At 33.6% G+C, this 13,143-nt stretch carries 11 protein-coding genes; 8 read left to right on the top strand and 3 right to left on the bottom strand.

Annotation, left to right across the window (positions count from 1 at the left end; translation table 11 throughout):
• Positions 1-122: 122 nt before the first annotated feature.
• The 6 genes from rpsK (at position 123) to N2712_06215 (ending at position 4,667) form a co-directional block, all read left to right on the top strand.
• Positions 123-494, top strand: a complete 372-nt coding sequence (gene rpsK / locus N2712_06240; protein MCX8029578.1) for a 30S ribosomal protein S11 — start codon at positions 123-125, stop codon at positions 492-494.
• 11 nt (positions 495-505) lie between these two features.
• Positions 506-1,126, top strand: coding sequence for a 30S ribosomal protein S4 (gene rpsD / locus N2712_06235; protein MCX8029577.1), 621 nt, complete (start codon positions 506-508; stop codon positions 1,124-1,126).
• A gap of 17 nt (positions 1,127-1,143) precedes the next feature.
• On the top strand, positions 1,144-2,157 hold the full coding sequence (locus N2712_06230) for a DNA-directed RNA polymerase subunit alpha (GenBank protein ID MCX8029576.1): 1,014 nt from the start codon (positions 1,144-1,146) through the stop codon (positions 2,155-2,157).
• A gap of 9 nt (positions 2,158-2,166) precedes the next feature.
• Positions 2,167-2,520, top strand: coding sequence for a 50S ribosomal protein L17 (rplQ, locus tag N2712_06225; GenBank protein ID MCX8029575.1), 354 nt, complete (start codon positions 2,167-2,169; stop codon positions 2,518-2,520).
• A 223-nt stretch (positions 2,521-2,743) separates the two neighbouring features.
• Positions 2,744-3,988: a serine hydroxymethyltransferase gene (locus N2712_06220; protein ID MCX8029574.1), complete on the top strand. Its 1,245-nt coding sequence runs from the start codon at positions 2,744-2,746 to the stop codon at positions 3,986-3,988.
• A gap of 178 nt (positions 3,989-4,166) precedes the next feature.
• Positions 4,167-4,667 carry a YfcE family phosphodiesterase gene (locus N2712_06215; protein ID MCX8029573.1) on the top strand — a complete coding sequence of 167 codons (501 nt, stop codon included), beginning with the start codon at positions 4,167-4,169 and terminating at the stop codon, positions 4,665-4,667.
• Here the strand turns inward: N2712_06215 and acnA are convergent.
• Positions 4,650-7,244 carry an aconitate hydratase AcnA gene (acnA, locus tag N2712_06210; GenBank protein MCX8029572.1) on the bottom strand — a complete coding sequence of 865 codons (2,595 nt, stop codon included), beginning with the start codon at positions 7,242-7,244 and terminating at the stop codon, positions 4,650-4,652. The two genes, N2712_06215 and acnA, sit on opposite strands and share 18 nt — an antisense overlap.
• 445 nt (positions 7,245-7,689) lie before the next feature.
• Here acnA and N2712_06205 point away from each other — a divergent pair, with 445 nt between their 5' ends.
• Positions 7,690-8,871, top strand: a complete 1,182-nt coding sequence (locus N2712_06205; protein ID MCX8029571.1) for an acetate kinase — start codon at positions 7,690-7,692, stop codon at positions 8,869-8,871.
• A gap of 267 nt (positions 8,872-9,138) precedes the next feature.
• Here N2712_06205 and N2712_06200 read toward each other — a convergent pair whose 3' ends face one another.
• Positions 9,139-10,284 (bottom strand): hypothetical protein, encoded by a 1,146-nt coding sequence (locus N2712_06200; protein ID MCX8029570.1) that lies wholly within the window; start codon positions 10,282-10,284, stop codon positions 9,139-9,141.
• 88 nt (positions 10,285-10,372) lie between these two features.
• Complete coding sequence (gene ligA, locus N2712_06195; GenBank protein ID MCX8029569.1) at positions 10,373-12,409, bottom strand: NAD-dependent DNA ligase LigA; 2,037 nt, start codon at positions 12,407-12,409, stop codon at positions 10,373-10,375.
• Between the two features lie 81 nt (positions 12,410-12,490).
• On the opposite strand from ligA, the gene N2712_06190 reads away from it, so the two are divergent.
• Positions 12,491-13,143 (top strand): hypothetical protein (locus N2712_06190; protein ID MCX8029568.1); only part of this gene is annotated, 653 nt, incomplete at its 3' end.

The following is a 13,143-nucleotide window of genomic DNA, read 5'->3' as shown; positions in this document are numbered from 1 at the left end:
ATCAAATTCTTTATATAGTAAAGATTTTAGGTTTTTGTAGTTTCAGTATCGAAAGTTTTATAACTAAATTGATTTTATTTTTTAAACTAGTTTAAAATTATAGTTACAAAATGAGGTAAGTTATGGCTAAGAAAAAGGAGAAGAAAAAAGTTTCTGAGGGTATTGTACATATAAACTCTACTTTTAATAATACGATAGTTACAATTACCGATATGAATGGGAATGTTTTGTGTTGGTCAAGTGCTGGGTCTTGTGGCTTTAAGAATACTAAAAAAGGAACGCCTTATGCAGCACAAGTTGCCGCTGAAAGAGCTATAAAAGAAGCGATTAATTTGGGTATAAAGGAAGTTGATGTCAATGTAAAGGGGCCAGGTCCTGGTAGAGAAACAGCTATAAGGTCGATTATTGCATCTGGAGTTAAGGTTAGAAAAATAAGAGATGTTACTCCTATACCTCATAACGGATGTAGGCCTAAAAAGAAGAGAAGAGTTTAGGAGGGGTGAATATGTATAAAGGTCCTGTTTGTAGGTTATGTAGAAGAGAGGGAGTTAAGTTGTTTTTGAAAGGTGAGAAGTGTCATACTCCAAAATGTCCTCTTGTGTCTAGGAAGAAAAAACCAGGTGAACCGCCAAAAAAACTCAAGCCAACTTTGTCTGAGTTTGGTTTACGATTCAGAGAAAAACAAAAGCTAAGAAGGTTGTATAATATGTCCGAAAGGCAACTCAGAAGATTCCTTGATATAGCACAGAGAAGAGGAGGAGTTATAAGTGACAATCTGTTGTCTTTGCTTGAGAGTAGATTGGATAATGTTGTTTACAGAGTAGGGTTTGCTAGATCACGAAGAGAAGCTAGACAGCTTGTTTCGCATAAACACTTTAAGGTGAACGGTCATTACGTTAACATACCTTCATATGTTGTTAAGCCAGGTGATAAAATTGAATTTGTCCTTGATGATGAAGAACTAATAAAGAACGCTAAAGAGAAGTCTCAGAATATACCTAAGTGGCTAAGTCTAGACTTGGATAAAAGGCAAGTGGAGGTGCTTAAGTCTCCTGAGGGGCAAGATTTAACTTTGGATACTAATATAAACCTTTCTTACATAATTGAGTATTATTCTAAATTCTAATTTTATAGGGGTAGTTTATGGATGTTACTAGGATTTTAGGGTTATTTACTTTTCCAAAGGAAGTTATATGTGAGAGGTCGTCTCTAACAGAGAATTATGGTAGAATAATAATAGGTCCTCTTGATGAAGGAGTTGGTGTTACTATTGGAAATTCTATAAGAAGGTTTTTGCTGTCTTCTGTACCTGGGTATGCTATAAGTGCTGTTAAGATTGATGGTATTTTGCACGAGTTTTCGCCAATAGAAGGTGCAAAGGAAGATTATACTGATTTTGTACTTGCTCTTAAGCAAGTTAGACTAAAATTAAATTCTCAACAAGATAGAAAAGAAGTTTTTATTTCATTGAAAGGAGAGGGAGTTTTTAAAGCAGGAGATTTGTCTAAATTTGATAGTGATATAGTAGTTTTCAACCCAGATTTACCGCTTCTTACTCTCAATGAAGATGCGAATTTGAAGATTAAACTAGTTATAACATACGGAAAAGGTGCAATTCTTGCTGATGAGATTCAAATGTCTAATGGTAATTATGAAGTAGGACTTATACCTATTGATGCTCTTTATTCTCCTGTTAAAAGAGCAAACTTTGATGTTGAAGCGGTAAGAATTGATAATACTGTAAAAGAAAGAGTTGTTATTGAGATCGAAACTGATGGTAGTATTTCTCCAATAGATGCTTACAATACAGTGGTTGAAGTATGGAAATCTTATATAAGAAGTATATCTGAGGTTATGCTTGGGGATTTTTCAGTATCAAAAGTTGAGGGTAAAGTTATAGAAGTTAGAGAAATTATCAAAAAGTTGTCTGCTTCAATAGAGGAACTCAATCTGTCGGCAAAGACTTTTAATATTCTAAAAGAATCAGGTATAACAAAAATATACGATCTAGTAAGTAAGCACGAAGAAGAATTAAAGTTTAGGAGTTTTGGTAAGAAGTCTATTGATGAAGTTAAGAAAAAACTCGAAGAATGGGGGTTGAGTATAGGTATGCACTTACCAAAGGAAGTAGTTGAGGAATTTGAAAAGAATTCTTAGGAGGTTGGTATGAGACATGGTGATAAAGTTAAGAAGCTTGGCAGATACAAAGAACATAGAAAGTCAATGTTAAGGAATTTGTCAAACTCTCTCATAAAAAATGAGAGAATTATAACTACTGTTGCAAGAGCTAAGTATCTTAAAAGAGTTATTGAAAAGATTATTACGAGATCCAAGGAAGATACGTTACATAATAGAAGAATTGTTTTTGCGTTCTTAAGAGATGGAGATTCTGTAAATAAGTTGTTTAGCAATATAGGAGTAAGATATAAAGATAGGAATGGTGGTTATACTAGGATAGTTAAGTTAGGTAAGTTTAGAAAAGGTGATGGAGCTGAGTTAGCGGTTATAGAGTTCGTTTAGTTTATCGAGTATAGAGAATTCTATAGAGTACTCTATTGAATGAAATTGGAATTTTTTTATTGTAAACTTTAGGTTTTACTTGGTCTAGAAAAAATGTTATATTCTTAATGTGGGGGGAAAAACCGCCTGCTGGGGTCTCTCTCCACGTTGTATGGCGGTATATAAGTACTCCAGCTTTTGTATTATGAGTGAGGTTGGTATGTTACTTTCTTCTTCTATTGATATGATAAAAGGAAAACTTTTGAAAGAGGTTGATCCTGAGATATACGAAGTGATAATTAATGAGATAAACAGACAAGAGTATCATCTAGAGCTTATTGCATCAGAGAATGCCACTTCTAAGGCTGTTTTAGAGGCTATGGGTAGTGTTCTTACAAATAAATACGCAGAAGGATATCCTTCAAAGAGATATTATGGTGGTTGTCAATATGTAGATGTTGCTGAATCTCTTGCTATTGATAGAGCAAAAAAGTTATTTAATGCCGAACATGCTAACGTTCAACCACATTCTGGAGCCCAAGCTAATATGGCTGTGTATTTGGCTTTTCTTAAGCCAGGTGATACTATACTTGGTATGAATTTATCTCATGGAGGACATTTGACGCATGGTAGTAAAGTTAATTCTTCGGGTAAACTTTATAATGTAGTGTACTATGGAGTTAATAGAGATACTGAGCTTATTGATTATGATGAGGTTGAGAAACTAGCGGAAGAACATAAACCAAAAATTATAGTTTGTGGAGCAAGTTCTTATTCTAGACAGATTGATTTTGAGAGATTTTCTGTCATTGCTAGAAAAGTCGGTGCGTATCTATTAGCAGATATAGCACACTATGCTGGATTGATTGTTGCTGGTTATTATGATTCTCCAGTTCCTTATGCTGATTTTGTTACTACTACTACTCATAAAACACTGAGAGGGCCTAGAGGGGGTCTTATTTTAACTAAGGAGTCTTATGCAAAAGATGTAGATAAATCAGTGTTTCCAGGAATACAAGGCGGACCTTTAATGCATGTTATTGCAGCAAAGGCAGTAGCTTTTAAAGAAGCTATGTCTGATGAGTTTAGAGTTTACCAAAAGCAGATATTACTAAATTCAAGAAAGTTAGCCCAGTTACTTTCTGATAGAGGATATAGAATTGTTTCAGGTGGTACAGATTCTCATATGTTCAGCATTGATCTAAGAAATAAAGGTATTACAGGTGCTGAGGCAGAGGTCGTGCTTGATAAAGTAGGTATTACAGTGAATAAAAATGCTATACCTTATGATCCGAATCCCCCTATGAATCCAAGTGGAATAAGGATAGGTACACCAACAATAACAACAAGAGGTATGAAGGAAAATGAAATGGAGGAAGTTGCTGAATATATTGATGAAGCTTTAAAAAACAAAGATAATGATGCATACTTAAACTCCGTAAAGGAAAAAGTTGTATCTCTGTGTAAACGCTTCCCGTTATATATGTAAATTTTTGAGTGTTTGATGCTTAAAAATTTGGTTTATTAAATATATTTTGAAATAATTTTTTTAGTGTTTGTTGAATTTGGTTGAATTAAGGGTAAGTATAGTATTATCATAGGATAGTAGTATATTCTGTGCTTTGTATGAGTTTTAGACTAGATGTTTTCCTGGTCTGGAGTTTAGTATGAATAAGAAGATACTGGTTATAAGTGATTCACACGGTCATCTTGGATTTATATCAGATGTTTTGAGGTTAGAGCTTGATGGAGTTCAAATGGTAGTTCATTTAGGTGATGCATGGTTTGATATGAAACCTTTTATTAGGATGATAAAAGATAAGGGTAAAGAAGTTTTAATGATTAGGGGTAATGTTGATAGCATGAGAGAAGATAGTATGACTCCTTTTATACCTGAGATTGAAATTTTTGATGTTGTAGATAAAAAAGTCTTATGTACTCATGGTCATATATACGATGTTCACAATGGTTTAGACAAGCTGAAGCATGCTTCCCTTAGTAAAGGAGCTAGAATTGTTTTATTTGGGCATACTCACCAACCTATGGCAAGAGAAATTAATGGTATATTCTTCTTCAATCCTGGTCCAATGAGAGATGGAATATATGGTATAATTTCAATAGGACAGAGTATTTCTCACAAGCACTACAAGCTAAAGAACTTGCCTTAACGCCTTATGTAGAATTCCACCACTTTTTAAGATATTTAATTCATTAGTAGTGTCTATTCTGCAGATAACTTTGAATGTTTTCTTAGTACCATCTTCTCTTATTATTTCAGCTTCAATTATATCTCTTGGTTTGATATTTGATATTCCTCTTATGTTGAATATTTCCTTACCTGTTATTCCTAGAGTTTCCCTATTTTCATCTATAAATTGTAGTGGTATTATTCCCATACCTATTAGGTTATTTCTATGTATTCTCTCAAAACTTTCTGCTATTATTGCTTTGATTCCGAGTAGATATGGGCCTTTTGCTGCCCAGTCTCTCGAACTACCAGTACCATATTCTTTTCCGCCTATTACTATGAGGGGGATATTATTCTGTTGATAGTATACTGATGCTTCGAAAACGGTAGTTTCGATCCATTTGCCGTCTTTGTATACCAGTGTATAACCGCCTTCTTTTCCGTTTAGCATTAGATTCTTTATTCTAACATTAGCAAAAGTCCCTCTCATCATTACTTCGTAGTTTCCTCGTCTAGCTCCATATGAGTTAAATTCTTCTTTTTTTACACCTTTTGAAAGTAGATATATTCCTGCTGGAGATGTTGGGCTTATACTTCCTGCTGGAGATATGTGATCTGTTGTTATTGAGTCTCCTAATACCAAGAGTACTCTAGCACCTATTATATCGTTTAGATTATTTTCCTCTTTATCATAGTTATCGAGATAAGGAGGTCTCTTTATGTAAGTTGAGTTGATATCCCATTCAAATAGCTCTCCTTCGGATATTTCAATATTTTCCCAATCTTCAGTGCCCTTGAATATATCTTTATAGTTTTCTATGAAACTTTGAGTTGTATTTATTTTATTTAAGTATTCAACAATCTCTGAATGAGTTGGCAAGATATCTTTGAAATATACAGGGTTATTGTTTTTGTCATATCCTATTGGTTCAGATGATAGATTAATGTTTATTTTTCCAGCAATTCCATAAGCAACTACTAAAATAGGAGATGCTAGATAATTTGCTTTTACAAGGGGATGTATTCTTCCTTCAAAATTTCTATTTCCGCTAAGTATAGAAACTACCAAAAGATTTTTTTCTTTTATTTCTTTTTCAACCCAATCTATCAGAGGTCCACTGTTACCTATACATGTAGCACATCCGTAACCTACGATGTTATAGCCAATCTTTTCGAGGTACTCAAGGAGACCTAGTTTTTTTAGATAATCCTCAGCTACTCTTGAGCCAGGAGCAAATGATGTTTTTACGTAGGGTTTTACACTTAATCCTTTCTCAACAGCTTTTTTAGCAACCAAACCTGCTCCAACTAGTAAGTAGGGGTTTGAAGTATTAGTACAACTTGTGATTGAAGATATTACTATATCACCATCATTGAGACTGTTTTCTTCGGTAGTGGATTGCTTTGTTTGCGATAGATAGTTTTGAAATTCACTTGCTACAGAATATAGAGAAACTTTATCTTGAGGACGCTTGGGGCCTGCTAGTACCGGTTCTACTTTGCTTAAATCAAATTCAATAACTTGTGAAAATTCAATTTTTTCATATGAGTCTTTATATACCCACAGTTCTTGTTCTTTTGTATAAAGTTCGACTATTTCTATAAGTTCTTTATCTCTTCCTGTTCTCTTTAGATAATCTAATGTCTGCTCGTCAACTCCGAAGAATCCCATTGTTGCACCATACTCCGGAACCATGTTTGCTATCGTTGCTCTTGTTTCAACATCCATCTCTCTAGTTCCTTCTCCAAAAAACTCAACAAACTTATCTACAACTCCTACCTTTCTGAGTAGGTTTGTAATTGTTAATACTAAATCTGTTGCGTTTACTTCTTCTCTTAATCTTCCTTTTAGGTGTATTCCGATTACTTCTGGTAATTTCATGAAGTAAGGGTGTCCTAGCATTACTGCTTCAGCTTCTATTCCACCAACTCCCCATCCTAAAACACCTAACCCATTTATCATAGTAGTATGAGAATCTGTTCCAACAAGGGTATCATATTTTGCTGTTCCATCTTCAACTATTACGACTTTTGCTAGGTACTCTAAATTTATCTGGTGTATTATTCCTTTACCAGGTGGTACGACATAGAAGTTTGAGAAGTTCTTTTGAGCCCATTTTAGTAATTTGTATCTTTCTAGATTTCTTTGAAACTCAAGCTCTAGATTCTTTTTTAAAGAATCTGAGGTACCGAAAAAATCTATTTGTAAAGAGTGATCGACAATTAGATGAGTTGGTACTCTTGGATTTATGAGTTTAGGGTCTTTTCCTTTTTCTTTTGCTTTTTCTCTCATTAGTGCTAAATCTACTACGATGGGTACTCCTGTGAAATCTTGCATTAGTACTCTACAAGGTTTAAATCCTATTTCATCTTTGTATTCAACATGCCCTTTCCAATTTATCAGAGCATTAAGGAATCGTTCTTCCATTCCTTCTTCTTTTAGGTTTCTTGAAACATTTTCTATCAATACCCTTATGGAAAAGGGTTTTTTCAATAATTCCTCTCTTGATATGTAATCATGAATGCTCTCAAACTTAATGCCTTTTATTTCTTTCATACCTTATTCTCCGGAAACAAAAAACCATAATAGTTCGGTGTTATTTTTTAACTTTAGTTAAATTGGTTATTTTGGATTTTTTAGCTTTTCCTTCATATTTTACAAATTTTACAAAAATATAATTGTATGTATTTGGGGATTTCAAGTAAGATTTTATTAGTAGTTTGAATGTATTTTTGAGATTTGGTATGAGTAGTTATTTTTTGGAATTAGAAATATGAGTTTTAATAGAATCTTGAAATGATATGAGTTAATCAAAAATTTAGGTGAGTAATCTAATTTGATTTGGTGATATTTAGTCTAAACAGGGATTTTATGATGTTAGATTATGTTTTTTCTATTTCTTGCCTTTTTGTAATAAGTAAGCATATTTTGAGAGTTTTGAGTTAGTGTTATCAAGAGGGTATTTTGAAAGAATCTTTTTTGATACTTTAAAATGCTACGTATGAAGGTTTTGGTTATAAATTCTGGTAGTTCTTCTATTAAGTATCAATTAATCGAGACTTCTACGGGGGAAGCTCTTCTGAAAGGGCTTGTTGATAGGGTTGGTAACATAGGTGCTACAAATAGTTATACTTTAAATGATGAGAAAGTAAAAGAGGATGTGCTTGCTAGAGACCATAAGGAAGCTATTCAAATAGTTGTTAAGATAATACTATCAAACAATCTTCAGGTAGATGCGATAGGCCATAGAGTAGTTCACGGAGGACATAAATTTTTTGAGAGTGTTTTGATAAATGAGGAAGTAATAGAATACATAAGGGAATTTGGTAAGTTAGCACCACTTCATAATCCACCCAATCTTATAGGTATTCTTGCTTGCAAAGATGTATTACCGGATGTACCTCAAGTTGCGGTTTTTGACACAGCGTTTCATCAAACTATGCCACCTGAGAACTATTTGTATGCTATACCTATGAAGTATTACGAGATACATAGAATTAGAAGATATGGTTTTCATGGTACATCTCATAGATACGTAACTCAGAAAACAGCAGAATTGCTGAATATAGACATAAACAGTATAAACCTAATAACTTGTCATCTAGGTAACGGTGCAAGTATAACTGCTGTTAAGCAGGGTAAGTCATATGATACTTCTATGGGATTTACCCCTTTAGAAGGTCTCATAATGGGTACAAGGAGTGGTGATATTGATCCAAGTATACCGCTTTTTATTATGGATAGAGAAGGACTATCTCTATCGGAGATGGATAGAATACTCAACAAGGAAAGTGGTATTCTTGGAATAACCTCTATGTCTAATGATATGAGGGTGATAGAGGAAGAATATGGAAAGGGTAATGAAAGAGCTATTTTAGCTTTCAATATGTATTGTAATAGGATAAGAAAATATATAGGTGCATACTTTTTTGAGTTAAAGAAGGTTGATGGGATAGTGTTTACCGCTGGTGTTGGTGAGAATTCGTCCTTAACAAGGAAAAAAGTTTTAGAAGGGTTAGAAGATATAGGAATAGAAATAGATGACGAGGCTAACAATAAAACTATAAGGGGGCAATCTGGAGTGATATCAAAACCGTCTTCAAAAGTTAAGGTTATTGTAATGCCAACGAATGAGGAATTAGCTATAGCACTTGATACTGAGAGGATTTTGACTTCAAGATAAGAAGTTGCTGAAAGTCTAAATAAGTATCTTAAATTATCATCCTTGATAATTAACAAAATTTTAGAGGATATTTCTGAGGTATGTTATACCTAGTGTAATCTTTTGTGATTTTAGAGATTTCAGCTAAGTCATCTATGGAGTAGTCTTATGTTTTGACCTATATTGATTTTTGTAGTTGCTAATACCTAAGAAATTTGCGGTTCTTGATTTTGTTGCAGTAAAAACGTAGACTTTTTAGAAGAGTAGGGGGGAGATACCCCCTAAAGTTTATAGCTTAATTAAAGTATCAATATATACAACTGTTTGGTAGTCGACTTTGTTGTTGAAAAAGTCTCTAAATCCTTCTTTTCTTTGTTCTATCTTAGCGTTTAGTGATGAAGATAAATTTTTGTTGAAAGCGTATTCGATACCTCCTAGGTAATATATCCTTTCATCGTTGGAATTATCAACATTTGGTTCATAAGTGTAGAATGCTCCGACTAAGGCTAGTTCTTTTATTCCTATAAAACCGAAGTTAGCTTTTCCAAACACGCCAAAATAATTTCCATAAGTAGGTGAGCTGTGTAGTCTTATAAAGCTAATCGCAGAATAGTCAGCAAATAGTTTTACAGGATCAAAATCAATTCCTAAACCTAGGCCATATAATTCAAGACCTCTGGCATCTTTCATGTCAGAAGTAGGAATTATTGTGTTGTATGTGTGTAGAGCAACGACAATCTTTTCAAATTTCTTGTCTCCTGTTAATAGGAATATTGGTGCTAATGTTACTCTTGTTCCTAGATCTTTTGTGACATTTGAATATCCTATATTTGATTGTACGCTGTCAGGACCTCTGCTGAAACCGTTTCCATCAAATATTCCTGCGAAGATTCCTATACCTTTTATTGGTGTTATGCTCAGACTTGCTCCTATATCAACGGATGTTCTTAATCCGAAGTAGTCTGCAGGGCTTGTCGTTATGTATCTTATTCCAACAAAGTCATCAACATAAGATACCCATTCTGCTCTTGTTATACCTCCAGAGAATACGAGTAAATCTTTGATAAGTTCCCAGTCAATGAAAGCATGTCTTAGTCTCATAGTCCATCCGCTTGTAGTTGGTGTTACGTCTGGTGTTACCCTGAGCTTTAGTCCATTTTTGAAGTCAACTCTGAAATCAATATAGGCTCTTGAAAGATAAAAAGTGTTATAGTTTGTTGCACTATTCTGTATAGTTGAAGGATTCCAGAGGTATCCTGTGAAGATGGTAAACTCTAACTTCCATTCAGGTTTGTCATCTTTCTTTTGCTCCTGTTTGGTTTCTTGTTTTACTTCAGGAGCAGGTGTTTGAACTTGGGGCTGTTGTACTTCTTGTGCGTATACAGTCCCCATTACGAACATTGCCATTATGGCAAAAATCAGAAGTCTTTTCATATAAACCTCCTTTTTATTTCTTAATCATAAAACTGCTTTGTAAATTTATTGAAAAGATATCTTCAAAAAAATGAAAAGTAATAACTTTCTAGAAAAGACTCATTTCTCCGCTTTTTGAAATAATATTTCTGAGTTCAACGATTGTTTTTCCTGTCATGTTTATAAATTCTTCTTCACTGATAGTTTTTACTCCTAGTAATTTTGCTTTATCGTATTTGCTACCAGGATTTTCTCCTACTATAACATAATCTGTTTTTGATGATACGCTTTCGGATATATTGCAACCTAGAGTTGTTAATAATCTCTTTATTTCGTCTCTAGAGAAATTCTTTAAAGTTCCTGTAACTACAAAGTTTTTACCAGTTATATTAGACTTTTCTTGTTTTGGGTAGATTATGTTTACCCCTGCTTCCAGCATTTTCTTAATTGTCTGTGTATTTTTCTCATTTCTGAAAAACGAAGTTATTGAGTTGGCTACTACTTCTCCTATTCCTTCTATTTCTAATAGTTCTTGTTGTTTCGCATTTATAAGTTTTTCTATTGGTTGGAACTTTTGAGCTAATAATCTTGAAGTTTGTTCTCCTACGTACCTTATTCCTAGTGATGTTATAAATCTATCGTATTCAATGTTTTTTGCTTGTTGTATGGCTTTTTCTATTTTGACAGAATTTTTTTCTCCAACACCTGCTAAGAAAAGTTTTTTTGCGTTTAGTAAGAAAATATCAGATATGTCTCTCAAATAACCTAGTTTAAATAGTTTTTCAATTATTTCATCTCCAAGACCTTGAATATCAAATCTACCTTTAGATACTACATATTTTAGTTTTTCTACTATTTGTGCTGGACAGGAATTATTTATGCATCTATAAGCTACTTCGCCTTGAAATTTGATAACTTCACTTCCGCACTCAGGACATTTCTGAGGTGGCATAATGCTAAGTTCACTTCCTGTTCTTTCTTCTTTCATTACTCTAGCTATGTAAGGTATTACATCACCTGATCTTTCAATGACTACTTTATCTCCTATTTTTATGTCAAGTCTTTTTATTTCATCGAAATTATGTAATGATACCCTTGATATTGTAGCGCCTTTTATTCTAACAGGCTCAATTTCCGCGACTGGTGTTATTACACCTGTTCTTCCTACTTGGAAGACAACATTTATAACCTTACTTATTCCTTGCTCTGGTTTGAATTTCCAAGCAATAGCCCATCTTACGTCTCTTCCTACTACTCCAAGTACTTCGTGAAAACTCAGTTCGTTTACCTTTACTACTATTCCATCTATATCAAATGGTAACTTTTCTCTGTTTTCTTCAATTTGGGAGTGATAGTTCATTATATCTTCTGGATTAGATGATGTAAATGTATCAGGTACTGCAAATTTCCAAGATCTAAGTAATTGTATTAACTCTGATTGTTTTCTTACTCCTATGTCATGATTTGATTTTAAGTAGTATCCATAAAATCGTAACTTTCTTGATGCTGTTATCTTAGGATCCAATTGTCTTAGTGAACCTGCTGCTGCATTTCTCGGGTTTGCGAATAAAGGTTCTCCTAGCTTTTCTTTTTCTTCATTTAATTTTATGAAATCTTCTTTAAACATTATAACTTCACCATATATCGCTATTTCACCATCAAATGGTATGGATAATGGGATGTTTCTGATTGTTTTTACATTATTGGTAACATCTTCACCTACATTTCCATCTCCCCTGGTTGAGGCTCTTTCCAGAAAACCGTTCTTATAGACTATTTCAACCGCGAGTCCATCGAACTTGTATTCTGCTATAAGTTCAATATTTTCTGTGTTTAGTAGCTTTTTTACTCTTTTTATAAATTCTAAGAATTCGTCGTAATTTTGCGCATTTGAGAGACTATACATAGGGAATAAATGTGGTATTTCTTTGAACTCTTTAGATATGGATAGAGATAATCTTTGGGTAGGTGAATCTTTTGTTACAAGCTCTGGAAACTTTCTTTCGAGATCAACTAATTCTCTGAATATTTTGTCATACTCTAGGTCTGATATTTCTGGTTGGTTTAGTACGTAGTATAAATAGTCATGGTATTGTATTAGTTTTTTCAACTCCTCTATTCTTTCTTTTGCTTTCTCATAAGTCATATTGAAATTATTATTTAGAAACTATTGAAAATGAAATTTCTGTTTTTTATAATCTCTGTGAGATGCTAGGAGGTTTGAAGTATGATGGTAAATTATAGATTATTATTATTGTTGATGAGTTTTACTTTTATTTTTAGTAGTTTTGAGGTTTTTGGTGTTACAGCTAACGAGAAAAATATAGTTGTTAGAGTTTTAAGTAGTTGGGACCCTTTTGCGATGGGTTGGGAGCCAGATGAACTTTTAATCTCACCTACTAATGTTTTGAATAAACAGCTTAATGCCATAGTTGATCAGAATGATTTAACAAATAATGGTGGTAGGATGCTTACATACTTTGGTTCTCCATATCAAAATAAATGTGAACCAACTAATGACTCTGTCTATCCGGGTAAAGAAACAGATACTTTGACTAAGGCGGAACTTTCAGAGTTGTGGCTTACTTGGGATACGAATTTTATATATTTTGCATTAAGGGGGCAGCAAGCAGGACTGAGAAATAATATTATGATCTATTTTGACAGGGAGCCAGGTAAAGGCAGAGTGAATTTTGATACAGGAGTTGTTTGGGATAGACGTGTATATTTCTCAGGCATGGACCCGGATATGTATATAGGTTCTTGGTCTCCAGACAATAAAGTTGAGTTTGATCCAACCGTGCAAAATAAAGGGGGATTCCAATTGTATTCGGTGGTTGCCCCTGGTGCAACAGGAGATGCTTATATAAGTAGTTACAC

The organism is Brevinematales bacterium (genome assembly GCA_026415355.1).
GTDB lineage: Bacteria > Spirochaetota > Brevinematia > DTOW01 > DTOW01 > SKYB106.
This window is presented reverse-complemented; position numbering and strand designations above follow the sequence as displayed.

Coding starts and splice junctions, on each gene's coding strand:
- rpsD (MCX8029577.1), top strand. CDS start 506: ATGTATAAAGGTCCTGTTTGTAGGTTATGTAGAAGAGAGGGAGTTAAG.
- N2712_06200 (MCX8029570.1), bottom strand. CDS start 10,284: ATGAAAAGACTTCTGATTTTTGCCATAATGGCAATGTTCGTAATGGGG.
- ligA (MCX8029569.1), bottom strand. CDS start 12,409: ATGACTTATGAGAAAGCAAAAGAAAGAATAGAGGAGTTGAAAAAACTA.
- acnA (MCX8029572.1), bottom strand. CDS start 7,244: ATGAAAGAAATAAAAGGCATTAAGTTTGAGAGCATTCATGATTACATA.
- rpsK (MCX8029578.1), top strand. CDS start 123: ATGGCTAAGAAAAAGGAGAAGAAAAAAGTTTCTGAGGGTATTGTACAT.
- N2712_06220 (MCX8029574.1), top strand. CDS start 2,744: ATGATAAAAGGAAAACTTTTGAAAGAGGTTGATCCTGAGATATACGAA.
- rplQ (MCX8029575.1), top strand. CDS start 2,167: ATGAGACATGGTGATAAAGTTAAGAAGCTTGGCAGATACAAAGAACAT.
- N2712_06215 (MCX8029573.1), top strand. CDS start 4,167: ATGAATAAGAAGATACTGGTTATAAGTGATTCACACGGTCATCTTGGA.
- N2712_06205 (MCX8029571.1), top strand. CDS start 7,690: ATGAAGGTTTTGGTTATAAATTCTGGTAGTTCTTCTATTAAGTATCAA.
- N2712_06230 (MCX8029576.1), top strand. CDS start 1,144: ATGGATGTTACTAGGATTTTAGGGTTATTTACTTTTCCAAAGGAAGTT.